Source organism: Acrocarpospora catenulata, from assembly GCF_018476525.1.
Lineage (GTDB): Bacteria > Actinomycetota > Actinomycetes > Streptosporangiales > Streptosporangiaceae > Acrocarpospora > Acrocarpospora catenulata.
The window spans coordinates 1-25,668 of record NZ_JAHCST010000041.1; the positions used below are offsets into that span (position 1 = coordinate 1).

The window sequence follows — 25,668 nt, forward strand, 5'->3', positions numbered from 1 at the left end:
GGCCGCTGCCGGTGTCTGGACTGAACGGAGGGAGCGTAGCGACCGGAGAGAGGGAAGACACCGGCTGCGGAGCGGCCGGGCCGGCCCGCCGGAGGCGGGCCCAATGACTCAGTGTCCGCTCGGGGCGAGTTCGGTGGGCGAGGCCGATGCGGCCGGGCTCGGGGCGGGCTGGGCACCCGGGACCGGGGGCAGCGTGGCGAACTCGCGGCTGCGCGCGAGCACCGGGACGTCCATGATGATGTCGCCCGCGGTCTGGAACTTCAGGGTCAGCCGGAAGACCTCGCCGCCGAGCAGCGGGTTCTTCACACCGTCCACGGTCACCTGGGGCTGCGGGCGGCCGGTGGTGACCAGCGTGTGCGGGGCCACCTGGACCGGGGTGGAGAGCGTCGCGGAGGTGGCCTGCTGGGTATCCGGCGTGATGCCGACCAGCGTGTCGGGGGCGGCGTTCTCATTGGTGATGGCCAGGTAGAGCGGGACCGCGCCGCCCGCCGGGATACGACCGCCGGGGTCGGGGCCGAGCAGGAAGGCCTGGCTGATCCGGATGCCCTTCTCGCCGTACTGCTCACCGCTGATCAGGACCTGGGCTTCGGTCGGCGTGTACGGCAGATTGGTGTTGGCGTCCGTGCCGGCGCCGCAGGCGGCCAGCGCGGGTGCCGCGGCGAGGAACGCGGCTATGGCGATCACCGTGCGACGGCTGGTGCTGGTCACGGCTTGGGGTCTCCTTGTTACAGCGGACAGATAGAGCGGGATCACCCTATCGATCGTGGGGGTCCGTCCACGCACCGGGCTGGTTTGGCCTGATTTGGCAGGTCATCCCGTATGTCGGACATGCCGATTCACAGAGTCGACCGGTTGTCAAGTCCCAAAATGAGGCTTTGACCTGCAGTTATGGTGATTTCACTGTTCCGGGAGGCTGTTGACGCGTGGTACCCTGGAGTACAGCGGAAGGGGTACTTGTCACATGACTTTCCAGGTCGGCGACACGGTCGTCTACCCCCATCACGGGGCTGCTCGGATCGAAGCCATCACCACTCGGACGATTAAGGGTGAGGAAAAGACCTACCTGGTGCTGAAGGTCGACAAGGGCGACCTTACCGTCCAGGTGCCAGCGGAGAACGCCGAACTCGTCGGTGTGCGTGACGTCGTCGGCCAGGAAGGCCTTGAGCGCGTTTTCGACGTCCTGCGCATGCCGCACACGGAGGAGCCAACCAACTGGTCCCGCCGCTACAAGGCCAACCTGGAGAAGCTGGCGTCCGGCGACGTCAACAAGGTGGCCGAGGTCGTTCGTGACCTGTGGCGACGCGACCGGGAGCGCGGGCTCTCGGCGGGCGAGAAGCGCATGCTCGCCAAGGCCCGGCAGATTCTGGTCAGTGAGCTCGCTCTGGCGGAGAAGACCAACGAGGACAAGGCAGAGGCACTCCTTGACGAGGTGCTGAACTCCTGAACACGTTGCTTCCAAGGGTGGGCGTCGGTGTCGACGTCCACCCTTTTGCTGCCGGTCGTGAACTGCACCTGGCCGGCCTGTTCTGGCCCGGCGAGACCGGGCTTTCCGGCCACTCCGACGGCGACGCCGCCGCGCACGCCTGCTGCGACGCGTTACTCTCGGCGGCCGGCCTCGGCGACCTCGGCGGCCTGTTCGGCACCGCCGACCCGCGCTGGGCGGGCGCGTCCGGCGCCGCCCTGCTGGCCGAGGCCGCACGTAAGGTACGGGAGGCCGGGTTCCAGATCGGGAACGTGGCCGTGCAGATCATCGGCAACCGGCCCAAGCTGGCCCCCCGCCGGGCTGAGGCGGAGAAAGCCCTCGCGGCCGCGCTGGAGGCGCCGGTGAGCGTCAGCGCCACCACGACGGACGGGCTGGGCCTGACCGGGCGGGGCGAGGGCGTCGCGGCGGTGGCCACCGCGCTGGTGTTCGGAGGCTTTGGCCCGTTCCAAACAGGTTGATCCGATCGGCCAACCGGGGCCGTCGCAGGCGCGTCTCACATGCAGGCGGCGGCAACCTGTGACCAAGGCGCGGTAGCGGGTTGCCGCCTTCCGCATGCCGGTATCCGGTTTCGGGTATTTGTCCCCTTAAGGGGGATTTATCATGATCGGATCGATTATCAGCGCCATCGTGATCGGGGCCGTCATCGGTCTGCTGGCGCGGCTGATCCTGCCGGGGCGGCAGAACATCAGCCTGGGACTGACCGTCATCATCGGTATCGTCGCCGCCCTCCTGGGCACCCTGATCGCGTACTGGCTGGGCGTCGCCACCACCCGGGGCATCGACTGGTGGGAGCACATCATCCAGCTGGTGCTGGCGATCATCGGGGTGGGCGCGGTCTCGTCCCGGCGGCGGCCCAGCGGCACGCCGTAAGTTCGCGCCGAGAATCCGGGCGCCGAGGACTACTTATCTGCCGGGGGGTAGTTGGCCTGCCCTGAGGGTGCAAGTGACACCCCCAAGCGGAGGTCGATATGTCCATCGAGACCATTCTCGGCGCCATCGTCATCGGTGCGGTCATCGGCGCGCTGGGCCGGTTGTTCCTACCCGGGCGCCAGCCCATCGGCTGGATCCTCACCATCGTCGTCGGCATCGTCGCGGCGCTGATCGGCACCTGGCTCGCCCAGGGACTGGGCGTCGCCACCACGCCAGGGATCGACTGGATCGAACTCGTGCTGCAGATCGTGCTGGCGATGGTCGGTGTGGGTGTGGTGGCCGCCCTCCACGGCAGAACACGGGTGTGATCAGCTCTGCGGCGTGTGCACCGTCCCGGTGACCTCGCCCAGACCGACCCCCTGGGCGGACTTCGCGGTGATCCGTACCGTGTCGCCGTCCTCCAGGAAGACCCGCTCGCCTCCCTGCGGGAGGCGCAGCGGGTTCTTCCCGTTCCAGGTGAGCTCCAGCAGGGTGCCGGGGTCCTCCGGGCCGGAGATGGGGCCCGAGGTGAGCAGGTCGCCGGTGCGCAGCTGGGCGCCGCTCACTGTGGTGTGCGCCAGCAGCTGCGGCCCGGTCCAGTAGTGCAGGCCGAACGGCGGCCGGGAGATGGCCTCGCCGTTCAGGGCCACCTCCAGGGACAGGTCCAGGCCCCACGGCTGGTTGACCGTCAGGTAGCCGGGTGGCGGTGGCAGCTGCGGGGGCTGGCAGGTGCGGGCGTGCTCCAGCGCGTCCAGGGTGACCACCCAGGGGGAGACCGAGGTGGCGAAGGCGCGGCCGGTGAACGGGCCCAGCTCCTGGAACTCCCAGGACAGCAGGTCCTGGGCACGCCAGGTGTTGACCAGCACCACGCCGAACACGTGGTCGCGGAAGGCACCCGTGCCGACCGGATGGTTGGCGGGCACGCCCACGACGTAACCGATCTCCGGGCCGATGTCCAGCCGCCGGGTGGGGCCCACGTCGCTCTCGCCGCGCTGGCCGGACGGGCGGACGATCGGGGTGCCCGAGACCACCACGCTGCCGGAGCGGCCGTGGTGGGCGAGCGGCATCTGCCGCCAGTTCCGGCGGATCGGGTCCAGGGTGGGCGGGCGGAACATCCGGCCCAGGTTGGCGGTGTGGTCCAGTGAGCCCTGGAAGCACGCCAGATCGGAGACCGCGAACGGCAGGTGGAGCAGGATCTCGCGCATCGGGACCAGGGCGGGCAGCACGGCCGGGCGTGCCCTGGGGTCGGTGAGCAGCTCGGTCAGACGGGTCCTGGTCGCCGTCCACGCCGCACGGCCGGCCGACAGGAACCAGTTGAGGGTGCCGGCCGCGAACCAGTTCGCCTCCCGGGGGAGCAGGCCGGCGGTGCGGAGCAGGTCCAGGTCGAGCACGTGATCGCCGATGGCGACGCCCACCCTGGGCAGCTCGCCCCGCCGGGAGAAGACACCGAACGGGAGATTCGTGACCGGGAAGTCGCTGCCCTCGGGTATCCAGGCCCAGGACGTGATCGCCATGGCTGCCTCCTTCCCCTCATCGGGTCAGGAGGCCGTGCGGACCCGGTCAAGATTGCCCAATCAGCCGGGCGGGATCGGCGTACTCCGCATCCGGCCCAGCGGGGGCTCCGGATCGTACGGCTGGAGCCGCTCCTCCGGGTCGGCGGCGTCCAGGCCGTGGCCCGGGTCGGGGGACTCGCGGAGCTTGCGAAGCGGCTGGGTGTCGATGTCCGACTCCTCGCTCTTGGCCTCCGGGTCCTTGGCCTCCTCAGCCTTGGCCGCGGGTGTTTCGTCCGCGGCCTGCTGCTCGGCCTCGCCCGCCCAGTAGGAGGCGTCCTGCTGGTCGCGCCGCTCCTGCTCGGCGGGCTCCTCGTTGGCCGCGTCGGCGAAGGCCGGATCGTCCGGGGGTGTCTCGGGCTCCTCGTCGCCGTCCCGGTCGGTGGGGCGGGGGTGGACCAGGACGTCGCCCACGTTGGGGCGGATGAGGTCGCCCCAACGGGCCGGGCGTTTGGGCGGCTCGGGCTCCAGCGGGGGCGCCAGCTCGGGCGGGGCCACGGTCTCGGCCACCGGGCTGACCGGGACCGGGGGGACGTAGTCGGGCGGGGCCGCGGCCTCGGCGGAGACGTGAGGCTCGGAGACCTTGAGCTCGGGGGCCTTGGGCTCGGAGATTTCGGGTTCCGGGGGCGTTTGCCGTACTTCCGGGGGCGTTTGCCGTACCGAAACGGGTTTCGGTTGCTGGTGGTCGAACGGGACGAGTTCCTCGTCCTCGGCGTCGTCGTCCAGGTCGGCGCGGCGGGCGCGGGTGTGCTTGACCAGGACCAGCAGCAGCCACAGGCCGAGCAGCAGCATGACCCAGGGAAGCAGGGCGACCACGATCGCGGCCTGCCGGGGGTCGAAGGTGGCGGCGGTGGCGGTCGCCACCGTGGCCGCAGCGGCGCCGGCCAGCAGGACCGCCAGCATCGCTCCCACCTGAAAGCGGACCAGCAGGCGGCCGGTGCGCAGCAGCGGGACGGTGATCAGCGTCACCACCAGCAGCGCGTCGAACCCGGCCGGATAGAGGTAGGCCAGGCGCGGCTCGACGCCGCTCTGCATGGCCAGCACCCGCAGGTCCTCGAAGGAGAGCACGCAGGCCGCACCCGCGAGGATGGCGAGCGCGAGACCGGCCAGGCCGATGGCCAGACGGCGGAGCAGCAGCGGAATCCCGGCCGGGCCGGGAGCCGGGCGGGTGAAGGAACGGGCGGCCGGGCCTGCCGCCGCGGGGGGAGTCGCGTCCATGGCGTTTCGAGACTACCGACTCAGCCCTGGCCGGATGATTTATGACACGAGCGAAATGGCATGATCGGAGCCATGGCACACGTACCGCTGTCCGAGCGGGTCCGCGAACTGTTCGACGGGACCAACTTCGCCACCGTCTCCAGCGTGAACCTCGACGGGAGCCCGCAGGCGTCCGTGGTCTGGGTACGGACCGACGGCGACGACATCCTGTTCTCGACGGTCAAGGGCCGCCGCAAGCACCGGAACCTGGAACGCGATCCGCGTACCTCGATCCTGGTGGTGGATCCGTCTGATCCGTACGTGTACGCGGAGGTTCGCGGACGGGTGACGCTGACCGACGACCCGGCGGGGGACCTGATCCAGGAGCTGTCGCACAAATATCACGGGCGGCCGTTTGTGGAGGCCAACCCGGACAACCAGCGGGTGATCGTACGGATCAGCCCAGAGAAGGTGTATCTCCGGGGTTAGTGTGGTGTGCGACCGGCCGTACGAAGGTCGAAATGGGAGTGTTCACGGTCGGGTAAGTCGGCCTGTGCTGCCTGAGAAGGCGTTAGCCTTGCCTTCGTGAGCCTGAACCTCTACGACACCAGCACGCGTACGGTCCGTGAGTTCGTACCGGTCGAACCCGGCCGGGTCTCGATCTATCTGTGTGGTGCCACCGTTCAGGCCCCGCCGCATATCGGGCACATCCGCTCCGGCGTCAACTTCGACGTGCTCCGCCGCTGGCTCAGCCGCCAGGGCTACGACGTGACCTTCTGCCGGAACGTCACCGACCTCGACGACAAGATCATCCGGGTGGCCGCCGAGGAGGGCGTGCCCTGGTTCGTCGTCGCCGAGCGTAACCAGCGCGCCTTCACCTGGGCCTACGACCAGCTGGGCTGCCTGCCGCCCACGGTCGAGCCGCGCGCCATGGGCCACGTGCCGGAGATGGTGGAGCTCATGCACCGCCTGATCGACAAGGGTCATGCGTACGCGGCGGGTGGCGACGTCTACTTCGACGTGCTCTCCTACGCCGAGCGGTACGGGAAGCTCTCCAACCAGAAGCTGGAGAACATGCTCGCCGCCGGGGACACCGACGCCGACTCGGCCAAGCGCGACCCGCGCGACTTCGCGCTCTGGAAGGGCGAGAAGCCGGGCGAGCCCACCTGGCCCACCCCGTGGGGCCGCGGCCGCCCCGGCTGGCACCTGGAGTGCTCCGCGATGGCCACCAAGTACCTGGGCGGCACCTTCGACATCCACGGCGGCGGCGTCGACCTGATCTTCCCGCACCACGAGAACGAGATCGCCCAGTCCCAGGCGGCCGGCGACGGCTTCGCCCGCTACTGGCTGCACAACGGCATGCTCCAGCTGGGCGGCACCAAGATGAGCAAGTCGGTGGGCAACTCGCTGCTCATCCCCGACATGCTGCGCAAGGTCCGCGCCGTCGAGCTGCGCTACTACCTGATCTCCGCGCACTACCGCTCCGCCATCGACTACTCCGAAGAGGCCCTGCAGGAGTCGGCCGCCGGATACCGCCGTCTGGAGGGCTTCGTCACCCGGGCCGCCGAGGTGATCCACGACGTGGACGCCACCGCCCCGCTGCCCCAGGCGTTCACCGACGCCCTCAACGACGACCTCAACGTCTCCCAGGCGCTGGCCGTGGTGCACGAGGTGGTCAGGGAGGGCAATGTCGCGCTCTCCCAGGGCAACAAGGAGCAGGTCGCCCGGCTGCTCGCGGAGACCCAGACCATGCTGGGCGTGCTCGGCCTTGACCCGCGCTCGGAGCAGTGGCGCACCACCGGCGACTCCGGCCTGCGCGCGGTGGTCGACGCCCTGGTCGCGGTGGCCCTGGAGCAGCGTCAGGCGGCCCGCGCCCGCAAGGACTACGCCGCCGCCGACGCCATCCGCGACCAGCTGGCCGCCGCCGGCGTGGTCGTCGAGGACACCCCCCAGGGCCCGCGCTGGGAACTCGCGCGGTCCTAGGGAATCCAGGGCTACGGATAGGCTGGGCTTCATGGCGGCTGGGGGTAAGGCTTCGCGTAAGCCTTCGAAGAAGCAGGGTCCGACGCGGGGCACCGGAGGCAAGGTCCGGCGCTCCCTGGAGGGCAAGGGGGCGACCCCGCCTGCCGAGATGCGTCACTGGTACAAGGACAAGGCTCGCGCCGAACGCGTCGCCCGCGAGGAGCGCACGGGCACCAGCGGCCCGCGCCGCCCGGCGCCTTCCCGCGCCCGCAAGAGCGAGGACGCCCCCGAGTACATCGGCGGCCGCAACCCCGTCCTGGAGGCCCTCCGCGCCGGCGTGCCCGCCAGCGCCCTCTACGTCGGCCAGCGCCTCGAGAACGACGACCGCGTCAAGGAGTCCATCAAGATCGCGGCCGATCGCGGCATCGCGCTCCTGGAAGCCACCCGCGACAAACTCGACCGCCTGACCGAGGGCACCGTCCACCAGGGCCTGGCCCTCCAGATCCCGGCCTACGACTACCACCACCCCGACGACCTGATCGGCTACGCCCGCGACGCCGCCGAGTCCCCCCTCATCGTCGCCCTCGACGGCGTCACCGACCCACGCAACCTCGGCGCCATCGCCCGCTCCGCCACCGCCTTCGGCGCCCACGGTCTCCTGGTCCCATCCCGCCGCTCCGCCGGCGTCACCGCCGGCGCCTGGAAGACCTCCGCCGGCACCCTGGCCACCCTCCCCGTGGCCCGCGCCGCCAACCTCACCCAAACCCTCCAGTCCTACCGCGAAGCAGGCCTGTTCATCATCGGCCTCGACGGCGACTCCCCCCGCAACCTGGCCGACACCACCCTCGCCTCCGACCCCCTAGTCATCGTCGTCGGCTCCGAAGGCAAGGGCCTCTCCCGCCTAGTCCGCGAATCCTGCGACGAAATCCTCCGCATCCCCATGGCCACCGCCACCGAGTCCCTCAACGCCTCAGTAGCCGCCGCCATCACCCTCTACGAAATCTCCCGCCTCCGCCGCTCGTGACGCTCCCTCGCCGGTGCCGCTAGACTTGACGGGCTTGACACGCCGCCTTAGCTCAATCGGCAGAGCATCTGTCTTGTAAACAGAAGGTCTGGGGTTCGATTCCCCAAGGCGGCTCCCATGTAAGAAGCCCCTAACCAGCGGAGATCTGGCTAGGGGCTTTGTATTTGTCCTGACAATCTCGCGATCTTGCTAACACCCTTGCTAACAGGGCAGCTCAGGCGGCCTTAATCGCGTTCGCGAAGATGTCCGCCGCGCTCGCCATCTGTTCGCTAATCACGTGGGTGTATACGCGAAGCGTGATGGCAGGGTCGGAATGGCCGAGCCGCGCCGCCACCTGATGTGCCCCGCCTTCCGTGGAGCACTTTGGTTGACTTGTGTGCCATTGACCCCAGGAGAAGAGGCCGGCATGCCACGCAGGGGCTACCCTCCGGAGTTCCGTCGCAAGGTGTCGGATCTGGTAGAGGCGGGGCGTACGGTCCGGGACATCGCTCGTGATCTGGGGATCAGCGAGCAGACTGTCTATGTATGGCGCAAGCAGGACCTGATCGACAAGGGCCAGTTGCCCGGCGTCACTTCGAGCGAACAGGTCGAGCTGCCGGCCACCCACAATCGGATCCACGAACTGGAGACCGAGCTGGCCGTCACCAAGCGGGCGATCGAGCTGGTGCGAGGGGTGGTGCCCCCCAAATAAAGGTGATTCGAAGCAATCGCGGTGATGGCCGGCGAAGGCATGCCCGTCCAGGTCGCCTGCCGGGTGCTGGGCTACTTCGCCTGGCGCGGCCGATCGCCTTCGCCCCGCTCGCTGCGGCATGCCTGGTTGACCGAACGGATCAAGCAGATCCACGCTGCCTCCCGTGGCACCTACGGTGCTCGCCGCGTCCATGCTGAGCTCACCTTGGGCAGCGGCCTGATCGTCGCTCACTGCACTGTGAGATGCTCATGCGGCGCCACGGGATCTGCGGCCTGCCCGGCAATCGGCGCCGCCGCCCGATCCCGCAGGTGCCGACCGCTACTGACCTGGTCGACCGGGACTTCCACCGAGATGCGCCGAACAAGTTATGGGTTACCGACATCACCGAACATCCCACTCGGGAGGGCAAGGTCTGCTGCTCTGTCGTGCTGGATGTCTATTCCCGCCGTGTCGTCGGCTGGTTGATCGACTCAACCCAGACCGCGACGCTGGTCACCAACGCGCTCGGCATGGCCATTCAGAACCGGGCACAAGAGCCGGGCGGCCTGATCCACTCCGATCACGGGGTGCAGGGTGGATTCACCCGCCGCGCCCATGAGTCCGGCCTGGTGCCGTCGATGGGGTCGATCGGCGACTGCTTCGACAACGCGGTCATCGAGTCGTTCTGGGGGCGTATGCAGGTCGAAATGCTCATCCGACAACGGTGGAAGACCCGCATCGAACTCGCCAACGCGATCTTCGACTACCTTGAGATCTTCCGCAACCGGCAACGCCGTCACAGCGCCCTCGGGATGCGCACACCCATCGAATACGAGTTGCTTTACCCAACCCGCCAACCGGCATGAAGTCCAGCAACGTGACTCTACGCAACACGAGGCACATCAGATTCATCTCGGTGAGATGAGTGCTTCGTCGCGATGGAGCCGATCAGTCGTTGGACAGTGCCGTTCGCCAGTTATTGAAGCGTGATCGGAGCAGGCGAACCCCTGGCTCAGTCATGCCGTAGGCGAGGAATTCGCTTCGGGGTAGAGCTCCAGGGCGGAGAGCATCTGTGCGAAGACGGTTCGGTCGAAGCCGAGGTCGCGGGATGCGGCGAGGTCCAGTAGGCGTTCGCGGGTGAACCGGCCGCTGGTCAGAAGGGCGTCGATGTCTATGAAGTCACGGACCTCGGCTCGGGTGAAGAGGGCTTCGACCTTGCCTCCCGCGACGTCGTCGAGGTGGACGACAGGGCCGATCTCCATGGTGACCGGTGGATGTGAGCGAAGGTCGGCGGCCAGTTCCACTTTGCTGGTTCGGCCTGTGGCTGGCTGGGAGACAGTGAGTCGTACGAACTGGGGGCTGTCGACGTCAACTTTGATCACCAGGTCGTGTTCGATGTAGGCGTCGCAGATCTTCGTGACTCCCTCGGCGAAGTCGTTGCGGACGCTGGAGGTGAACAGGTCGATGTCCTCGCTGGGCCGCTGGAGCACGCCTTGAGCTTGTACGGCATACCCGCCAGCGAGAGCGAAACCATAATCGGCGGCTGCCTGCAGGGCTATTTGGGCCAGGAGACGGTGGAAGTCATCCATTAGGCGGCTTGGCGTTGAAGCTCGGGGAACCGGTCGAGCCACAGGGCGCGGACGCGGGGAGGCAAGATCAGTTGAGGCCAGAGTTCGCGCAGGAGCGAGGCGTTGAGGAAGCGTCGTAGGTCGTCAGGCGTGGCGCTTTCCCGGATCACTCGCATGTACAGCAGTCGTGCATCAGCGATCCGGTCTAGGTGGTAGCGGCGCTCTGGCCCCCAGTCGAGGTGTCTGGGAAGCGTGATGATACCCGCGACTGGCCCGGTGAGCTCTTCCAATGACGCGGGAACGACGTAAGGGCGGATCGCTCCGTATCCCCTGGCTTCCATGCTTCCAGTGTGACCGATTCAAGGCCAGTCGTCAGGTCGATCTTGCTAACACGGTTGCTAACAACAGCCCTGGACACGTGTGGACCGTCCCGGAGTGATCGTGACCGGGGCATTCTGACAGTTGTGGACGGCGATGGACGAGCTTGATTTCACTTGTAAACAGAAGGTCTGGGGTTCGATTCCCCAAGGCGGCTCCAATGCGAAAGCCCCTGACCAGTGGAGATCTGGGCAGGGGCTCTGTGTTCCGTCGTGACAATCTTGCTGACAGCGTGCCCGTCCTTGACGAGAGGCTGGTTCCGTGGGTGGATCACGCCGGTTGAGGGTGGCTCCGACTTCGACCCCAAGGGCCGCTCCGACGGCGAGGTCATGCGATTCTGGCGGTCGTTCATGACCGAGCTTTACCGGCACATCGGCGAGTACACCGACGTGCTGGCTCGTCCCGAAGCACCGAGGTTGTGCCATGCCGCCGACGTGCGGGTGGCTGCAGAAGGAGTTCTGATGGTACGGACTACCCCGCCGCGACCGGTTGATATCGCTTCCATATTCCCCGAGTTGGGTCCGCTGGCCAGGCAGGCGGTTCGGCTGCACCCACGCCCCGGGACACCGACGCCTTATGAGAGTTCCATCGGTGGCCCACTGCTCTGGCCCGCGAACGAGAAGTGGCCGGTCTGCACGGAAACGCACGATGATGGGGAGCTGCCGGTGTCGCTGGACGACGTGCGTAGACGTCGTGCCCTGCTGGAAGCGGCGTGGCTTCGGCCCCGTGGCCCCAAGGAGAACCTGCTCTCCCCAGACGAGCGGGTCTTATTGGACACATTGGAAGCAGGTCACCCTTCGGGCGGCGAGCCGAACGCCCTACTGCCCGTCGCGCAGCTCTATCTGCGCGACATCCCAGGGCTGCCCTGCCCCGATGGGGCGGATCTGCTCCAGGTGTTGTGGTGTCCCCTCGATCACGAAACCTCAATGCCTGCGGCCTGCCTGGTGTGGCGGGACGCCGCGAGCGTCGTCGATCCTCTGGTCAGTCCGCCCGAGCCGGCCGATGTCGATCACTACGGCAATTACGTCCCCGAACCTTGCATCCTTCATCCGGAGCCTGTCATCGAGTATCCGGCTCCGCTCGAGTTGCCAGAGGAACTCGCGGACCGTCTCGATGCCTGGGGCCGCGCGGAATGGGCCAAGAACCATCCGAAGGATGAAGACGATGAAGACGGCGACGCTTACTACCAGTTTGAGCTGTCGGTTGCCCCCGGATGGAAGCTCGGCGGGTGGGGGCCATGGAGCTTCAGCGACCCATGGCCCATGCTCTGCACCACCTGCAAGACCGAATGCCGGCCGCTACTGACCGCCAGCTCCGGTGAATGGGACGGTGGGAGCGGAAGCTGGATTCCCCTCGAAGACCGCGTACCACCGGCTGGACCAGTCGGCCTCCGCGAGCCCTCCGACCCTCCGATGGTCTCCATCGGTCGCGGCTACAACATGCAGATCTACATCTGCCCGGAGTCGTTCGACCACCCGCATCTGGAGAACATGCAGTGAGTCCTCTCAGCCTGCCCCGATCCGGGACAGCAGGGCAGATCATCCTGGTGTGGTAACCGTTGGCGATCTGACGCGGTGCTGGAAGGGAAATGCGCCCGTCCTCCGGGGACGGGCGCATTTCCGTGGGGTCACATGTCCACGACGGGGCTGCCGGGGAGGCAGCGGGCGGGGACCTCGTTGCCGTTGCAGCTCTTGAGGATGTGGATGATTTGGGGGTCGTGGTCGCTGGCTTGGTCGGAGAATTCGGCGTTGATGTGGACGACGCCGTAGGCGTAGCCCTTGATGGAGGGGCTGATGAGGATGTGGTCGAGGACCTGGGAGTTGCCGTCGAAGAGGTAGCTGTAGCGCTGGTCGGCGGGGAGGGTGTCGATCAGGGTCTTGAGTAGGGCGCCGTCGTCGGTGATCGTCTGGAGGGCGGGGCTGAACTGGTAGTCGTTCAGATCACCCAGGACGACGACGCGGGCGCGGCCGGCGGTCTTCGTGGCGAGGTCCTGGACGAAGTCGCGGACCTCGGTGGCCTGCTTGACGCGCTGGACCTCGCTGCCGCGGACCGGGGGCTGCACGGCTGCGGTCAGGGGGTGGTCGCCACCCTTGGAGTTGAAGTGGTTGGCGATGACGAACAGCTGCTTGTTTTCGTCGTCCAGGAACTCGCCGACGAGCGGCTTGCGGCTGGAGGTCCAGGCGTCGCTCGTCGGGTTGATCCGGCCGGGTGAGACCGACAGTGAGATCTGGTTGCTGTTCGGGTTGGCGTTCGGGTTATTGCTGACCACGGACACGGCCGTGTTGGCGTCGCCGCCGGGGCGGTCGACGAACGTCACGCGCGCGGGGTTGAACAGGAACACTTGGCGGATGTTGCCGCCGGGCTCGCCGCCGTCGGTGCCGTTGTTCGGGTCGATGGAGCGCCAATCGTACGCAGGTCCGCCTGCAGCCTGGATCGCCGCGATGAACTTCGTGACGGTCTCGTCGGCCGCGACGACGCCGTTGTTAGTGGCGCCGTTGTTGTCCTGGATCTCCTCCAAGGCGATGATGTCGGGCGCGCCGAGGTTGACGACGACCCCCTCGGCCAGCCGCGTGAACTTGGCGGCAGGGTTGGTGGCGGCGAGGTTCTCGACGTTGTAGGTGGCGACGGACAGATCGCCCTTCTTCTTCGGCGGGAGCACCTTCTGGCGCTTGAGGCCGCCCTCGGTGATCGTGCCCAGCTGGGTGGCCTGCAGGACGTACCCACCGAACGACTGGTAGTCGAGCACGCCGGTGGTGCCGGCGGCCAGTGTGGAGCCGACGTTGGCGGCGGGCGCGCCGTTCAGCGCGAGGATCATCAGGCGGCCGCTGTTCGGGTCGTCGTAGTTCTTGTAGACGGTACCGCCGCGTGGGGTCGGGTTCTGGCCGGGTTTGAGCGTCACCCACAGCTCGGAGAACTCGGTGTTGACCGGGCTGATCAGGCGGGTGTCCTGGGCGACGGTGATCCGCATGCCCTCGTGGACCTCCAGCCAGTCCAGCACGTACGAGGACGGCTCCAGCGGCTGGGCCTCAAGGCTGCCGCTCTTGGTGTACGCGTTGGGTAAGGCGACCGGGACGGCCGCGGGCAGCGTGTTGCCGCCGCTGAGCCTGGTGGCGGTGATCGTGCCGCCGAGTTCGGTGAGAGACTGTGCGCCGGCGGCCGGGCGGAACTCGGTAACGCGGCCGGAGACCAGGACGGAGTCCCCGATCGCGACCGTCGGTGAGGTCGAGCCGGTGAAGACGAACAGGCCCTCGCTGGTCAGCGGGTCGGCGTCGGGGGTCGGGTCCTGGAACCAGAAACCGCGCGCGTTACCCGTCACCCGGACGGCCGTGACGATGCCCGGGACGTTCGTGACGTTCTGCCCGACGATCGGGGAGATCCGGCCCGCGCCCTGGATGTCGTGGATGCGGACGGTGCCGGGGATGGGGTCGACGGGGCCGCCCGGGTCGTCCGCGGAGACCGTAGTGCCCGCGGAGTTGGTGGCCTTGGGCACGCCGGCGGTGAAGTCGGCGGCGTTGTTGTCGGTGTCGACCATCGCTCCGGAGCGGGCGGCGGCCGTGGTGTTCGTGAGCCCGGGCGCGGCGAGCGTCTCGACGTTGGCGGTGGCGCCGTAACCGACCAGGTCCTTGACGTTTGGAGCGGTCGCGCAGGAGATGCCGCAGCCCACTAAGGGGATCTGGGCCGTGACCAGGGCGACGACGCCGGAGGTGGCCGACATCGGGATCGTTCCAATGGCGTCGGGAGTCGGCAGGTTGAGGGTGCCACCGGCGCCTGCGGCCTGCTGGATGAGGTATCTGCCGTGCGCGGGGATGCTGCCGGTCAGCGTGGTCATCTGGAACACGGCGCCTGCGGCTGAGGCGTACTGGACGCTCCAGGTGGAGACGTCGATGGGGGCGCCGGTGGTGTTGGCCAGCTCGATGTAGTCGTTCTTGATGGTCGCTCCGGAATTGCCACCGCCGCCGTACACGGCGGAGATGACGACGTCGGTTGAGAGGGCGTTCGCGGGGCCGGGAAGTGCTGTCATGGTCGCCGCGGCCGTCAGCGGCAGGATCGCCGCCATGGTCAGCCGACGTACTCGGGGGGATGCCACAGGAGTTTGCTCCTAGATCGGTGGGTCTCTCCAGGAGCATGAGGCCATGAAATATCGCTTGAAAAGTAGCGTTATCGACTATTTGCCTATTCGTCAGATCTGTTCCGCCGTCGCGGCCGTCCAACCACAGGGCGTGGGTCGCGATACCGTGTTCGCGGTCCAGGTTCCTTTCGGGAGACGGGGTGGCGGCGCGCCCGGTCCTTCGTCATCACCCCTGGTCAGAGGCGGACCACACCCAATTCGAAGCCGTGATGGCCAAAATCGGTTTTCCGGCATAAGCGACAATCGCCTCGACTTCCGCTGAACCCGGACGAGGAGACCCTGCGTGGGCTGTAGGAGGTCTGTCTCTGGGAGACCAAGGGCGACCTGGGGGCAGTGATCAAGCGTAGAGGTCGTCAAGGGTGATCAGGCGCACGTCGCTCTCTGGTTCGGTGCCGAGTTCCTGGGTGAATCCGGCGCCCGAATAACACGTGAGCACCGTGTCACGGGTGTCGTACCCCTTGGTAGTGAGCAGGTCGCGTGCACGCCGGAGCCTGGCCACATGCTCGGCTCCCATGACCCTGTCCCACTTGACCTCGCCCAGTGAGAGAACCCGCCGCGGGCGCCCGTGATCCGCGGGCGCCAGAACAGCGACATCGACCTGGATCTGCGTGCGGTTGGCGGGATCGGGTACGACTCCACTCCCCACCTCGCCGGCCGCGGCATCGGCATGCAGGGCGTACTCGCGGCAGAGCACCTCGACATGGGGGCCGACGACCTGCGACAGGAAGCGTGCCCTGCTGCCCCGCCACACCGTCGCCGCGTCCCCGCGCTCCAGCCGCGCCCACTCCCTGACCATGATCGCCTGATAGAACGTGATGAGCGGTTCGGCCACCCGGTAGTAGCTCCGGTTCGGCCGGAAGAGATCGCGCTCCTTGACCAGGTGATGGCTGTCTTCCAGGACGCGGAGCGGGTGCGCGATCTCGTTGGACTTCCGCCCCACGTAGCCGGCGATCCCCCCTGACGTCGTGTTGCCGTCGGCGACGGCGGCGAGGACGGAGTGGTAGAGCGACGGGTCGCGGATCTCCATCTCCTCCGCCAACAGGTAGCGGGCCTCCCTGAACAACGGGACCTCGGCGTTCAACACGGATCTGATCACCCAGTCGTCGAGATCCGCCGGTCCGTCCGGGATATCGCCACGGACGAACTCCTTCCGGTAGGCGGGTGTCCCACCCACCACCGCGTGGACCTGGGCCGCCAGACGCGGGTCGTCGATTCCCCAGAAGCGGGCGGCCTGGCGGTAGTCGAAGGGCCTGATGACCATTTCCAGTCCCGCACGTCCACGTAGCGGAGCCGTACCGGACAACAACCCGCCCATCACCGACATCGCCGAACCGCAGAGCAGCACCCTGGCGGTGCTGGCGGCTCCGGAGCCGCCAGGACCCAGCTCCCGCTGGATGATCGAGGGAAGCTCCGGGGATGCCTTGACGAGATAGGGAAACTCGTCAAAAACGACGGGCACCGCCCGATCGCGCACGACACCGAAGAGGTAGGGGATGGCGTCGATCCAATCGCGGAAGGCCGGAACGGGCGCGCCGGTGAACCTGATCAGTTCGTCCGCGAAGAGGCGCAACGCCACCGCCTCCGTCACCTCGAGCGCGGGGAAGTAGATGCCGCCCATGCTGCTCGCCAATGCCTGCAGGAGATAACTCTTTCCCTGGCGGCGGCGGCCGCTCACCACACCGAGCCGAGCTCCCGGGCTACCTTCCGAAGCGAACGAGACCAGGCCCGCCCACTCTCGCTCACGGTCGAACACATGCTGAGGCTTCCGCATATGTCGAAGTATACTTGACCGAACTAAAGTTGACTCAACTATACTTCACAATCTCTTACGAGCTGTTGTGCCGGCCGCTCGCCCTCTCGGGTCGGGGGCGACGTACCGGAGACTGCTCCGGGTAGCCGAGGGTCAGCCGCGCGATCACCCGGCGACGCCGGGCATCGGCCGTCCGTCGAGCTTTCGCCCCCGTGGCTTGGCCGATCGTGTCGGCGTATCGTGCGGCGGCGACGGCGATCAGCTGGCCAGCACGGACCGGCGCGTGAGGTCTTCCGGGTTGATGTCGGCGATCTCCTGTAGCAGGCTGCGGGCGGTCTCCACTCGTTCTGCGTCGAACTGGTCGAAGATGCGAGTAGTGACCTGGTTGATCCTCTCTCGGAGGCTCGTGTAGCGGGTGGCGCCGGCCTGGGTCAGGGAGACCACGCTGTCGCGCGTCTCGATGAGCCCGGAGTTTTCCATGCCCGCGACGAGGTTCCGGGCGGCGGAGGCGTCCAATCCATTGGTTGCGAGTAGGTCTGTGATGACCTCCATGCGGATCGAGCCGCGTAGCCCGAGTGCGTTGAGGGTGAACCACTCCCGCATGTCGAGGTTTTCGGTGCTGAGGACCGCCGCGAGGGGAGCGGTCAGCGTGCGCTGGGCGAGCGCGAGGGCTGTGCCGAAGGGCAGCTTGGTTGCTTGTGCCATGATGTCCCTCCTAGATTAGACAGGTACCTGTCCAAGCTAGGAGAAAGACAGGAGCCTGTCAATCTTGTCGGTATCAGATACCCCTAAGCCGCTCGTTGGTCTGCTGCTCCGCCTGGCCGCCCAGCAATGGGGGTCCGATATGGATGCTGCGCTGCAGGCCCATGGAGTCGAGGGCCTCACCCCTGCGCATGCCCAGGTCATCCCCTTCGTTCCCCCGGAGGGGATCCAGGTCGGCGAGTTGGCACGGTTGGCCAAGGTGCGCAAACAGTCGATGGCGCAGTCCGTCGAGTTGCTGGTCGCCTCCGGATACGTGACGCGACGCCCTGACCCCAACGACGGCCGGGCCAGCCTGATCTTCCTCACCGACAAGGGCCGCGCACTCGGGCCGGCCTCGCGCAGCGCCGGCGATCAGGTCGAGGAGAACTGGGCTGCCGTCGTGGGTCGCGACGACATCGAACACCTGCGCCGGACCCTCATGCGTCTGCTCCAGTTCGGGTCTCATGACCAGTGACGCGTGATCCAAGCTGGTGGAGGACACCGCGCTAGCCCGCCCTGTTCAGTTCGTTCCGCTTCAGCCACGCGTTGATCGCCGTCGCGATGGTCTCGGGCTGGTCTTCCGGGGCGTGGTGGCCGGCTGGGCCGCAGTGTTCGATGTCGAGGTGGGTGATGTTGGCCGCGCACCAGGTGGCCATCTCCTCCCGGATCATTAGGGTCGGCGAACCTTCGAAGGTGAGCAGCAGTTTGGGGACCTCGTCGCTGGTGGCGAGCCACTTGTCGTACTGCTCGACGCGTTCGACCACGTCGGCGGGCCGGCCGTCGATCGGAGCGGAGCGCGCGAACTCCAGGAGCGGGCGGCGGCTTTCGCGGGTCGGGTACGGCGTCCGGTACGGTTCCTTCGCCTCCTCGCTCAGGGGCGTCAGCACACCTCCGGTGTAGGCCGTCTCCACCAGGAAGTTCTGGTCGAGCACCAGTTCCTCGCCTTTCGGCCCGCGTATCGCCGCCGTTCGGGTGCGTGCGGCCTCGGACAGGTCGCTGGAGGCCAACGGGCGGACGAAGGTCTCGAAGAAGGCCACGCCACGGGTACGGCCGGGGTGGCGTGCCGCCCAGTCGAAGGCGAGCGCCCCGCCCCAGTCGTGGCCGACCAGCACCACCTGCTCCAACTCCAGGCGGTCGAACCAGGCGTCCAGGTACCGGGCGTGGTCGGCGAAACGGTACGGCAGGTCGGGCTTGCCCGAACGGCCCATGCCGATGAGGTCGGGGGCGAGCGGGCGCACCGACTTGTCGATCGTGGGCAGCACGTTCCGCCACAGGTAGGAGGAATTGGGATTGCCGTGCAGGAAGACGACAGGTGTGCCGCTGCCGGTGTCCTCGTAGTACATCGTGGAGTCGAGCACGTCGATGACGGGCATGAGCTTCTCGCAATCATTCGTCTGACTAACGTTCGTGCCACTAACAAACGTATACCGTTAGTCCGACTAATGCAAAGCCCTAGGATCGGGGCGTGGCGCACACATCCCATTCCATGGACGAGCAGGCCGCTCCCGCCCGGTTGCGGAACCTGCCGAGCAGGCTGTTGGCACTGACCGCGATGTACGCCGACCGCGTGGTCAGCGAAGGGCTGGCCGGCGCGGACGCCCACAAGTGGCACTACGCGGTTCTCGTGACGTTGCAGGAGTCCGGCCCGGTGAGCCAGGCGGAACTGAGCCGCCGTACCGGCATCTACCGCAGCGACCTGGTCACCGTCATCAACGAGCTGGCCGACCGCGGCCATGTGGAGCGCACACCGGATCCCACCGACCGGCGCCGCAACGTCATCACCCTGACCGAGCAGGGCCGCCGCCACCTGCGCAGACTCGATGAACTGATCGCCGCCCTCCAGGACGAGGTGCTCCAGCCACTGAGCGAGCCCGAACGCGAGCAGCTCACCGAGCTCCTGGCCCGCCTCCTCCTCCACCATGGGAGATCCCTCAGCACCTGAGCCCGGCCACCTTCAGCCGTCAGTTGACCGCGCTGCTCGTAGGTTCTCGTGAGCGGTCTGGGCGCGGGCTTCGGCTTCTGGTGGTGATCCGAGAGTTACGCCCGCATTCGTGAGGATGCTCAGGTTGAGCTGCCAGGTGAAGCGCGAGCGATGCTGCCAGAGTTGGAACGCCTCGTCTACGTGGCGTTGGGCCTGGGTCGGGGTCAGGCCGGTCACCGTGCGGAGGTGGGCCAGGGCTTCCGTGTCTTTGCCCCGGATGGTGGCCAATCCGAAGTGTGTCGCTGTGTGGCAGTCGGTGCACAGGCAGATCAGGCGGCGGAGATGCTGGGTCATGGTGGCGTCGTCGTAGGCCCATCTTTCGTGGGCTTCGAGCCAGCGGCGCGTGTCACGGTCCTCGGCCCGTCCGCATGCCTCGCAGCGCTGTCCCGCGCGTCCCGTGATCATGCGCCGGAGCCGTTCCCAATCCTTCCCGCTGACACAGGTCCGGACGTTCGTGAACCAGCATGAGGAGGGTACGAGATCGACGAACAGTCCTGTTCCCCAGGAACGGTCTTCGCCGGGCAGTAGGTCCGGCACCGGGGGTGACGCCGCCCACCGATCGAGGCCGACTACGCCGGGGCGAGGTGCGTACCAGCGGCGTACCTGCGCGTCCCAGCGTGCTCCGAGCGCTTTCGCCTCGTCCTTCTGGCTGTACGGGACGTCGAGCCAGATCCGCTCTGCCATGTTTGTTCCTTGAGACGCCGGAATGATCGGTTAGGTCGCTGGGAGTGTTGCGCGTAGGCGGGTAATGGTGCGGAGGATCTCGTCGCGGTTTTTGGCTGACTTCAGCCAGGATGGGAGTCGGTCGAGCATGCTCATCGGGCCCGGGTTAGGGCCTCGTTCTCTCAGGCGTGCTGCGACGTAGGACTCCAGTAGGTCGAGGTGCTGGACGTTGTACGCCCAGAGAATGTGGCCACGGAAATTGGCTTGCAGCCATAAGGGAAGTCGGTAGAAGGGGTCGACCGGCGCGCCGATCAGGGACATGGGAGTGAGTTCGTCCTTGGACAGGCCGCAGGCTCCGCATCGGAGTCGCCGACGGGTGCGCGGAGTTCCGGTTCGGGGTTCGGGGGCGGAGGTGTCCTTCAGGACGACCGCGCAGGCATCGCAGGTGGGACAGCGGACCAGTACGTGATCGATGAACGCGTACACCCGAGTGAGCGGATCTTTGAACCGGTCCTCGCCGCTGGAATTCACTCGATTATCTTGCCTCCCGGCCGACTGGTTCGGTCTCGCCTGCCGAGCGCAGGGCGGCTTCCAGTAGCGACTGGGCGGTGGAGCACATCAGTTCGGTGGCCTCTTCGCGGGTGAGACCGGCGATGTCGGTGAGCCAGATCAGGGATTCGATGCCGGTGGCGGAGCGGATGGCGATGGCCAGGCGGCGGGTGTCGATCTGAGGGTGGAGAGGGGTCAGGGCGTCTTCGATCCAGGTGATGGCTCGGCCCTGGCGGAGTTCGGGGTCGGCGGGGGAGGGGTCCAGGGACATGCGGAGGGCCAGGCGGAGCTGGGGCTCCCATTCCAGGGTCAGGCGGGTGAAGGCGCGCATGACCAGGTCAAGGCGGGCGCGTACGTCGCTGGGTGGGTCAGGCGGGAGGAGGGAGGTCAGGTCGATTTCGGGGTGAGCGGCGTGGAGGAGGGCGCGTTGGTTGGGGAAGTAGCGGTAGGCCGTGGTGCGGGAGATGCCGGCGGCTTCGGCGACCTCTTCGACGGTGGGGTCGGCGCCTTCGGCGAGGAGGGCCCGGGCGGCGGTGAGCAGAGCGTTTCTGGTGCGGGACTTCTGCTGTCGGCGTCCGGTCTGCTCATATGGTACGGCCATGCCCATGATGGTACCGTCGTCCCATGAGCTACGATCCGGCGGTTACCGACCCCGATCTCTACAAGGTGGTCTTCGAGAACGATCGGGTGCGGGTGCTTGAGTACCGTGACCGCCCGGGTGATCGCACCCACCCCCACCGGCACCCCGACACGGTGATGTACACGCTCAGCTCGTTCCGCCGCCGGTTGACCGCCGAGGGCAGGCAGGTGGAGGTGGAACTCCCGGCCGGTCAGGTGCGGTGGGTGGGCGCGCAGGAACACGCGGGTGAGAACATCGGCCACACCGAGACCCATTCGCTTTTCATCGAACTCAAGGAGCCCGGCTCACAGTCGGCGGGTGACCACCTGGGTCCTCAGTCCTGAGTCCGCCGAAGTCGGGCAGGTCCACTGGGAGTGGACCTGCCCGGGAGGGTTACATCTCGGCTCCGCCGGACTCCATGACCGGCCGGACCTCGATGGCGGTGAAGCGGGCGTCGGGGATCATCGCCGCCAGTTCGGTGGCGCGGTTCAGGTCCTCGACGTCGATCACGTAGTAACCCGCCAGGAACTCCTTGGCCTCCACGTACGGGCCGTCGGTGATGGCCGGGACGTTGTCCCGGACGCGGACCGTGGTGGTGGCCGCCGGGTCGGCGAGGGCGGCGAAGCCCACCAGTTCGCCGGATTCCTTGGTCAGGGCGGTGAACTTGTCGTGCTCGGCGAAGATCGCCTGGCGGTCCTCCTCGGAGAGCGCGTCCAGGGCGGCCGGGTTCACGTGGATCATCAGCAGGTACTTCATCGTTGGCTCCTTCCGTGGTTCACAGGGTTGTCGGAGCCGGGACCCTACTCTCTACACGCCGCCGGAAATCAGTGCAGCGGCTTCGGGAGGCGGATGGTGACGATACGGCTCTTCACGCCGGAGTCGATCAGCCGGCCGTCGGGGCCGAAGTCGCCGAGGCCGAAGTCGTTGTCGTTGGCGACGACGAGGGTGCGCGGGTCGAGCAGCGCGACACCCTCCACCTTCCCGGGCAGCGTCGGGACCACCACCGACAGGTCGACGATCAGCTTCTTGGGAGCGGGCCGAACCGCGGAAAGATCGGTGAGGGCCTCCAGGGACGGGCTGGTGGCCGCGTCGTCGTACACCCCGCCGAGCAGGTTCTTCGCCTTGGCCAGGTCGATCTGGTAGATCCGGGCCACGTTGTCGGTGCGCTCGTCCACCAGCAGCCGCTGCCCGCCCACGTGCGCCAGCCCCGAGATCTTCATCTGGCTCTGGTCGCCGTTGACCTTCGGGTCGAAGGTGGTGACGTCCTCGAACTGGTAGGCGTACTCACCGGTCACCTTGCCGCGCCGCAGGTCGAAGGTGAGGATTCTGGCGATTCGCGACTTGTCGCCGGTGGCCTTGTCCGGGTTCTGCAGCGGGCTCTGCACGGCCAGGTAGAGCGTGTGACCGTTGATGGCCAGTCCTTCGAAGCCCCGGTTCTGCGGGCGCTTGGCCAGGATCGCGGGCAGCGTGTGGTGGACGGGGTAGTCGGCTCCTGTCAGGTTCAGCCCGGCGGGGACGTACCTGGCCAGCACCCGGCCGCGGGAGGAGACCCGCAGCAGCGACGGACTGTACTCCTCGACCAGCCAGAAGTCCCCGTTCGAGGCCTGGACGATGTCCTCGGTGTCGACCCCGCTCGGGTTGTACGGCAGCTGGGTCAGCCCGTCCCAGGTGTACGGAACCTCGTCGTGCCCCGCCTGGTTGGACATCCCGGTCACCGGCTTGCCGGACTGGCCGACCAGCGGGATGTACTTCTTGATCTCCACACCGAACCGGGTGGACACCTTCACGATGGCCGGGGCGAACTCGGGGATCGGGAAGGTGCGCCGCTTCTGGCCGTTGACCGTCGGCTGGCCGTTGGGCCCCCTGTCGGTGACCATCCAGAACTCGCCGCGCCGCTCGGCCGGGAACAGGCCGCTGCCGAGGCCGCCCAGCAGGATGCCGCGGTCGTTCTGGATGGAACTCTGGAGTTCGGCCAGCGGCACCGGCGGAATGGTGACGTCTTTCACGACCACCGGTGAACCGGTGGCGGCGTGCGCCGTACCGGGGCTGACCAGGGAGGCGGCGGCGAGGGCCAGGGCGGCGAGGGCGGGACGGAGCATCAGGCGGCCTTTCGCTCGTGCAGGAGCTTTCGGAACAGCGCCCTGAACCTAGTGACCACCGACGACAACCGCGTCGATCGCCGCTGAACACCAATGATATGGAAATTGTACGAAATGCGAATTCCGTCATAACGCGAGCTTGCCGGAAGGTTAATCAGAGGTTTTTGCGGAATATTGCACAGACCATTGGCGGGCTTGGATCTCCTATCATGAAGTCGCCGAATGAACGGGCTTTCCAAGAGGTGACCGATGTCGCGCGCCGAATCCCAGCAGGTGGGCGACTACCGGCTGATCACCCGAATCGGACAGGGCGGGCAGGGCGAGGTTTACCGGGCACAGTCCCCGGCGGGCGCCGAGGTCGCCGTCAAGATTCTGCACGCCATGTTCTCCGGCGACCCCGACGCCCGGCGGCGTTTCTTCCGCGAGGTGGAGCTGGCCCGCAGGGTCGCCCCGTTCTGTACGGCCCGGGTGCTCGACGTGGGCCTGCACGACAACCGGCCGTACATCGTCAGCGAGTACGTGCCCGGCCTGTCACTGACCAAGGTGGTCCAGCAGGACGGGCCCCGGACGGGCGGGGGCCTGGAGCGGCTGGCGGTCGCCACGGCCACCGCGCTGGCGGCCATCCACCGGGCCGGGGTGGTGCACCGCGACTTCAAGCCGAGCAACGTCATCATGGGCCCCGAGGGTCCGGTGGTCATCGACTTCGGGATCTCCCGGGCGCTGGACCACACGGTCGTCACCCAGTCCGGCACGATGGGCACGCCCGGCTACATGGCCCCGGAGCAGATCTCCTCCGGACAGGTCGGCCCGGCCGCCGACGTGTTCAGCTGGGCCGCCACCATCGTCTTCGCCGCCACCGGCCACCCGGCCTTCCCCGGCGACACCGTCCCGGTCCTGATCCACGGCATCCTGTACGGCGAGCCGAACCTGACCGGCCTTCCGGAGGGCCTGCGGCCGCTCATCGCCGCCTGCCTGGCCAAGGACCCGGAGCGCCGTCCCACCTTCGCCGCCATCGTGGCCACGCTGACCGGCGATTCCGCCCCGAATACCACTCCGAACGTCGCGAAGAACCCGGCTGAACCGGCCGGCACGGAGGTGGTTTCGGGCCCGCTCACCCTGCCGGCTCCCGAGCCGGTGACCACCCAGACGCGCAGAAGAGGCGTTCGGGCACCCGCGTTGATCGCAGTCGCGCTGGCGGTGGCCGTGGCCGTGGTGGCTGTCGTCCAGTTCTGGCCGGACGGCCAGGACAACACCGGTCCGGCCAGAAGCAGCACCACCCTGGAGGCATCACCAGGTTCGCCGAGCTCGGAGCGTACGGGCGCGGCGTTCGGCGCGCCGGTCGGCAAACCGGTCGCCGTGCACAAGAACGACGTGCGGGCCATCGCGCTGGGGCGGCTCGGCGACGAGCCGATCTCGGTCAGCGGGTCCGACGACAACACCGCCCGGGTCGTCGATCTGAACACCGGTAAGCAGCTGGGCCCGGCGCTCACCGGCCACACCGGGTGGGTCAGGGCCGTCGCCATCACCGAGCTGGACGGCGAGCAGGTGGCCGTGACCGGCAGCGACGACGGCACCGCGCTGGTCTGGAACCTCCGCACCCGGGAACGGGTCGGTGCGGCCATCCCGGGCAATCCGGGCGGTATCAAGGCGCTGGCCACCGGCGAGCTGGGCGGCGAGCCGATCGTGGTGACCGCCGGGGTGGACAAGGCGCTCCGGATCTGGAACCTCCGCACCCGCGAGCCGATCGGGCAGCCGCTGACCGGTCACCGGGGCACGGTCTGGGGGGTCGCGCTGGGCAGCCTGGACGGCACGCCGATCGCGGTCAGCGCGAGCGACGACGCAACCGTACGAGTCTGGGACCTGAACGCGCGGCAGCAGCTGGGCGCCAACATGACCGGCCACACCGGATGGGTGCGCTCGGTCGCCCTCGGCGCGCTGAACGGCACGCCCATCGCGCTGACCGGCGGCGAGGACAAGACCGCGCGGGTGTGGGACCTGACCACGCACAAGGAGCTCGGCAGCCCGCTGACCGGCCACACCGCCTGGGTCTGGTCGGTGGCCCTCGGCGAGATCGGCGGCACGCCCGTGGCGCTGACCGGCAGCGAGGACAACACCGCCAGAATCTGGGACCTCAACTCGCGCCGCCAGCTGGGCCCCCCGCTGACCGGCCACGACGACTGCGTCTGGACGGTCACCCTCGGCACCCTGGACGGCAGGCCGGTGGCCGTCACGGGCAGCAAGGACGAGACCATCCGGATCTGGGACCTGACGCCGCCGTTGCCGCCGCCCGTCGCGTGACCCCGGGGACGTACCTCGGAAACGAAGGTGCCATCCAGGCACGGGGAAATCGTCAAGAAGCCGCTGGCGGACCACGCTCGGTCACATAATGAAACGCA

General features: G+C 67.8%; 24 protein-coding genes, 1 tRNA gene and 2 pseudogenes. 14 read left to right on the plus strand and 13 right to left on the minus strand.

Going from position 1 to position 25,668, the window contains the following annotated elements; genetic code table 11:
- Positions 1–108 precede the first annotated feature (108 nt).
- Positions 109–708, minus strand: a complete 600-nt coding sequence (locus tag KIP79_RS31085) for a copper chaperone PCu(A)C domain-containing protein (protein WP_214108519.1) — start codon at positions 706–708, stop codon at positions 109–111.
- A gap of 253 nt (positions 709–961) precedes the next feature.
- Between KIP79_RS31085 and KIP79_RS31090 the strand changes: the two genes are divergently transcribed.
- From KIP79_RS31090 to KIP79_RS31105, 4 genes are all read left to right on the plus strand, one after another.
- Entirely contained in the window at positions 962–1,444 is a 483-nt protein-coding gene (locus KIP79_RS31090; RefSeq protein WP_030451583.1) for a CarD family transcriptional regulator, read from the plus strand.
- Between the two features lie 17 nt (positions 1,445–1,461).
- Positions 1,462–1,941, plus strand: coding sequence for a 2-C-methyl-D-erythritol 2,4-cyclodiphosphate synthase (gene ispF, locus KIP79_RS31095; protein WP_214108520.1), 480 nt, complete (start codon positions 1,462–1,464; stop codon positions 1,939–1,941).
- 142 nt (positions 1,942–2,083) lie between these two features.
- On the plus strand, positions 2,084–2,353 hold the full coding sequence (locus tag KIP79_RS31100) for a GlsB/YeaQ/YmgE family stress response membrane protein (protein WP_250214126.1): 270 nt from the start codon (positions 2,084–2,086) through the stop codon (positions 2,351–2,353).
- Positions 2,354–2,451: 98 nt separating this feature from the next.
- Positions 2,452–2,721: a GlsB/YeaQ/YmgE family stress response membrane protein gene (locus KIP79_RS31105; RefSeq protein ID WP_214108521.1), complete on the plus strand. Its 270-nt coding sequence runs from the start codon at positions 2,452–2,454 to the stop codon at positions 2,719–2,721.
- Here the strand turns inward: KIP79_RS31105 and KIP79_RS31110 are convergent, their stop codons facing one another.
- Both KIP79_RS31110 and KIP79_RS31115 read right to left on the minus strand, forming a co-directional pair.
- On the minus strand, positions 2,722–3,906 hold the full coding sequence (locus tag KIP79_RS31110; protein ID WP_214108522.1) for a fumarylacetoacetate hydrolase family protein: 1,185 nt from the start codon (positions 3,904–3,906) through the stop codon (positions 2,722–2,724).
- A 60-nt stretch (positions 3,907–3,966) separates the two neighbouring features.
- Positions 3,967–5,160: a DUF2637 domain-containing protein gene (locus tag KIP79_RS31115; protein ID WP_214108523.1), complete on the minus strand. Its 1,194-nt coding sequence runs from the start codon at positions 5,158–5,160 to the stop codon at positions 3,967–3,969.
- Positions 5,161–5,232: 72 nt separating this feature from the next.
- Here KIP79_RS31115 and KIP79_RS31120 point away from each other — a divergent pair, with 72 nt between their 5' ends.
- The 5 genes and pseudogenes from KIP79_RS31120 to KIP79_RS31140 all read left to right on the plus strand — a co-directional run bounded on the left by KIP79_RS31120 (position 5,233) and on the right by KIP79_RS31140 (position 9,661).
- Entirely contained in the window at positions 5,233–5,628 is a 396-nt protein-coding gene (locus KIP79_RS31120; RefSeq protein ID WP_214108524.1) for a PPOX class F420-dependent oxidoreductase, read from the plus strand.
- Positions 5,629–5,724: 96 nt separating this feature from the next.
- Positions 5,725–7,122, plus strand: a complete 1,398-nt coding sequence (cysS, locus tag KIP79_RS31125; RefSeq protein ID WP_214108525.1) for a cysteine--tRNA ligase — start codon at positions 5,725–5,727, stop codon at positions 7,120–7,122.
- 31 nt (positions 7,123–7,153) lie between these two features.
- The gene (rlmB, locus tag KIP79_RS31130) at positions 7,154–8,125 is read left to right on the plus strand and encodes a 23S rRNA (guanosine(2251)-2'-O)-methyltransferase RlmB (RefSeq protein ID WP_214108526.1); all 972 of its coding nucleotides are present in this window, start codon (positions 7,154–7,156) and stop codon (positions 8,123–8,125) included.
- Between the two features lie 41 nt (positions 8,126–8,166).
- Positions 8,167–8,239, plus strand: a tRNA-Thr gene (locus KIP79_RS31135).
- A gap of 292 nt (positions 8,240–8,531) precedes the next feature.
- Positions 8,532–9,661, plus strand: a pseudogene (locus KIP79_RS31140) (IS3 family transposase).
- Between the two features lie 150 nt (positions 9,662–9,811).
- On the opposite strand, the gene KIP79_RS31145 reads toward KIP79_RS31140, so the two are convergent.
- Both KIP79_RS31145 and KIP79_RS31150 read right to left on the minus strand, forming a co-directional pair.
- Positions 9,812–10,384 carry a nucleotidyl transferase AbiEii/AbiGii toxin family protein gene (locus tag KIP79_RS31145; RefSeq protein ID WP_214108527.1) on the minus strand — a complete coding sequence of 191 codons (573 nt, stop codon included), beginning with the start codon at positions 10,382–10,384 and terminating at the stop codon, positions 9,812–9,814.
- Complete coding sequence (locus KIP79_RS31150) at positions 10,384–10,704, minus strand: hypothetical protein (protein ID WP_214108528.1); 321 nt, start codon at positions 10,702–10,704, stop codon at positions 10,384–10,386. Before KIP79_RS31150 ends, KIP79_RS31145 begins: the two co-directional genes overlap by 1 nt.
- 318 nt (positions 10,705–11,022) lie before the next feature.
- On the opposite strand from KIP79_RS31150, the pseudogene KIP79_RS31155 reads away from it, so the two are divergent.
- Positions 11,023–11,139: pseudogene (locus KIP79_RS31155) on the plus strand (Glu/Leu/Phe/Val dehydrogenase dimerization domain-containing protein); the annotation flags it as partial.
- A gap of 1,229 nt (positions 11,140–12,368) precedes the next feature.
- Here the strand turns inward: KIP79_RS31155 and KIP79_RS31160 are convergent.
- The 3 genes from KIP79_RS31160 to KIP79_RS31170 all read right to left on the minus strand — a co-directional run bounded on the left by KIP79_RS31160 (position 12,369) and on the right by KIP79_RS31170 (position 17,325).
- Complete coding sequence (locus tag KIP79_RS31160) at positions 12,369–14,828, minus strand: DUF8508 domain-containing protein (protein ID WP_308169982.1); 2,460 nt, start codon at positions 14,826–14,828, stop codon at positions 12,369–12,371.
- A 379-nt stretch (positions 14,829–15,207) separates the two neighbouring features.
- Complete coding sequence (locus tag KIP79_RS31165) at positions 15,208–16,641, minus strand: AAA family ATPase (RefSeq protein WP_214108529.1); 1,434 nt, start codon at positions 16,639–16,641, stop codon at positions 15,208–15,210.
- 237 nt (positions 16,642–16,878) lie between these two features.
- A complete protein-coding gene (locus KIP79_RS31170; protein WP_214108530.1) occupies positions 16,879–17,325 on the minus strand; it encodes a MarR family winged helix-turn-helix transcriptional regulator in 447 nt (148 codons plus the stop codon).
- Positions 17,326–17,464: 139 nt separating this feature from the next.
- On the opposite strand from KIP79_RS31170, the gene KIP79_RS31175 reads away from it, so the two are divergent.
- Positions 17,465–17,836, plus strand: a complete 372-nt coding sequence (locus KIP79_RS31175) for a MarR family winged helix-turn-helix transcriptional regulator (RefSeq protein WP_214108531.1) — start codon at positions 17,465–17,467, stop codon at positions 17,834–17,836.
- A gap of 31 nt (positions 17,837–17,867) precedes the next feature.
- On the opposite strand, the gene KIP79_RS31180 is transcribed toward KIP79_RS31175, so the two are convergent.
- A complete protein-coding gene (locus tag KIP79_RS31180; RefSeq protein ID WP_214108532.1) occupies positions 17,868–18,734 on the minus strand; it encodes a haloalkane dehalogenase in 867 nt (288 codons plus the stop codon).
- 92 nt (positions 18,735–18,826) lie between these two features.
- Here KIP79_RS31180 and KIP79_RS31185 point away from each other — a divergent pair, with 92 nt between their 5' ends.
- Positions 18,827–19,303 carry a MarR family winged helix-turn-helix transcriptional regulator gene (locus tag KIP79_RS31185; RefSeq protein WP_308169983.1) on the plus strand — a complete coding sequence of 159 codons (477 nt, stop codon included), beginning with the start codon at positions 18,827–18,829 and terminating at the stop codon, positions 19,301–19,303.
- 12 nt (positions 19,304–19,315) lie between these two features.
- Here KIP79_RS31185 and KIP79_RS31190 read toward each other — a convergent pair whose 3' ends face one another.
- Both KIP79_RS31190 and KIP79_RS31195 read right to left on the minus strand, forming a co-directional pair.
- The gene (locus KIP79_RS31190) at positions 19,316–20,026 is read right to left on the minus strand and encodes a DUF5710 domain-containing protein (protein WP_214108533.1); all 711 of its coding nucleotides are present in this window, start codon (positions 20,024–20,026) and stop codon (positions 19,316–19,318) included.
- A gap of 514 nt (positions 20,027–20,540) precedes the next feature.
- Positions 20,541–21,155 carry a TetR/AcrR family transcriptional regulator gene (locus KIP79_RS31195; RefSeq protein WP_214108534.1) on the minus strand — a complete coding sequence of 205 codons (615 nt, stop codon included), beginning with the start codon at positions 21,153–21,155 and terminating at the stop codon, positions 20,541–20,543.
- Positions 21,156–21,178: 23 nt separating this feature from the next.
- Here KIP79_RS31195 and KIP79_RS31200 point away from each other — a divergent pair, with 23 nt between their 5' ends.
- Positions 21,179–21,517 (plus strand): cupin domain-containing protein, encoded by a 339-nt coding sequence (locus KIP79_RS31200; RefSeq protein ID WP_214108535.1) that lies wholly within the window; start codon positions 21,179–21,181, stop codon positions 21,515–21,517.
- 49 nt (positions 21,518–21,566) lie between these two features.
- Here the strand turns inward: KIP79_RS31200 and KIP79_RS31205 are convergent, their stop codons facing one another.
- Positions 21,567–21,929: a YciI family protein gene (locus tag KIP79_RS31205; protein ID WP_214108536.1), complete on the minus strand. Its 363-nt coding sequence runs from the start codon at positions 21,927–21,929 to the stop codon at positions 21,567–21,569.
- A gap of 68 nt (positions 21,930–21,997) precedes the next feature.
- On the minus strand, positions 21,998–23,272 hold the full coding sequence (locus tag KIP79_RS31210; protein ID WP_214108537.1) for an esterase-like activity of phytase family protein: 1,275 nt from the start codon (positions 23,270–23,272) through the stop codon (positions 21,998–22,000).
- Positions 23,273–23,521: 249 nt separating this feature from the next.
- Between KIP79_RS31210 and KIP79_RS31215 the strand changes: the two genes are divergently transcribed.
- Positions 23,522–25,570, plus strand: a complete 2,049-nt coding sequence (locus tag KIP79_RS31215; protein WP_214108538.1) for a WD40 repeat domain-containing serine/threonine protein kinase — start codon at positions 23,522–23,524, stop codon at positions 25,568–25,570.
- The last annotated feature ends 98 nt before the right edge of the window (positions 25,571–25,668 follow it).

Bases quoted from the DNA above. Each gene is read 5' to 3' on its own strand.
- rlmB (WP_214108526.1), top strand. From the start codon at position 7,154: ATGGCGGCTGGGGGTAAGGCTTCGCGTAAGCCTTCGAAGAAGCAGGGT.
- KIP79_RS31100 (WP_250214126.1), top strand. From the start codon at position 2,084: ATGATCGGATCGATTATCAGCGCCATCGTGATCGGGGCCGTCATCGGT.
- KIP79_RS31150 (WP_214108528.1), bottom strand. From the start codon at position 10,704: ATGGAAGCCAGGGGATACGGAGCGATCCGCCCTTACGTCGTTCCCGCG.
- KIP79_RS31145 (WP_214108527.1), bottom strand. From the start codon at position 10,384: ATGGATGACTTCCACCGTCTCCTGGCCCAAATAGCCCTGCAGGCAGCC.
- KIP79_RS31115 (WP_214108523.1), bottom strand. From the start codon at position 5,160: ATGGACGCGACTCCCCCCGCGGCGGCAGGCCCGGCCGCCCGTTCCTTC.
- KIP79_RS31200 (WP_214108535.1), top strand. From the start codon at position 21,179: ATGAGCTACGATCCGGCGGTTACCGACCCCGATCTCTACAAGGTGGTC.
- KIP79_RS31165 (WP_214108529.1), bottom strand. From the start codon at position 16,641: ATGCGGAAGCCTCAGCATGTGTTCGACCGTGAGCGAGAGTGGGCGGGC.
- KIP79_RS31195 (WP_214108534.1), bottom strand. From the start codon at position 21,155: ATGGCCGTACCATATGAGCAGACCGGACGCCGACAGCAGAAGTCCCGC.
- KIP79_RS31190 (WP_214108533.1), bottom strand. From the start codon at position 20,026: ATGGCAGAGCGGATCTGGCTCGACGTCCCGTACAGCCAGAAGGACGAG.
- KIP79_RS31120 (WP_214108524.1), top strand. From the start codon at position 5,233: ATGGCACACGTACCGCTGTCCGAGCGGGTCCGCGAACTGTTCGACGGG.
- KIP79_RS31210 (WP_214108537.1), bottom strand. From the start codon at position 23,272: ATGCTCCGTCCCGCCCTCGCCGCCCTGGCCCTCGCCGCCGCCTCCCTG.
- KIP79_RS31110 (WP_214108522.1), bottom strand. From the start codon at position 3,906: ATGGCGATCACGTCCTGGGCCTGGATACCCGAGGGCAGCGACTTCCCG.
- KIP79_RS31170 (WP_214108530.1), bottom strand. From the start codon at position 17,325: ATGGCACAAGCAACCAAGCTGCCCTTCGGCACAGCCCTCGCGCTCGCC.
- KIP79_RS31105 (WP_214108521.1), top strand. From the start codon at position 2,452: ATGTCCATCGAGACCATTCTCGGCGCCATCGTCATCGGTGCGGTCATC.
- KIP79_RS31180 (WP_214108532.1), bottom strand. From the start codon at position 18,734: ATGCCCGTCATCGACGTGCTCGACTCCACGATGTACTACGAGGACACC.
- KIP79_RS31205 (WP_214108536.1), bottom strand. From the start codon at position 21,929: ATGAAGTACCTGCTGATGATCCACGTGAACCCGGCCGCCCTGGACGCG.
- KIP79_RS31090 (WP_030451583.1), top strand. From the start codon at position 962: ATGACTTTCCAGGTCGGCGACACGGTCGTCTACCCCCATCACGGGGCT.
- KIP79_RS31175 (WP_214108531.1), top strand. From the start codon at position 17,465: ATGGATGCTGCGCTGCAGGCCCATGGAGTCGAGGGCCTCACCCCTGCG.
- KIP79_RS31215 (WP_214108538.1), top strand. From the start codon at position 23,522: ATGTCGCGCGCCGAATCCCAGCAGGTGGGCGACTACCGGCTGATCACC.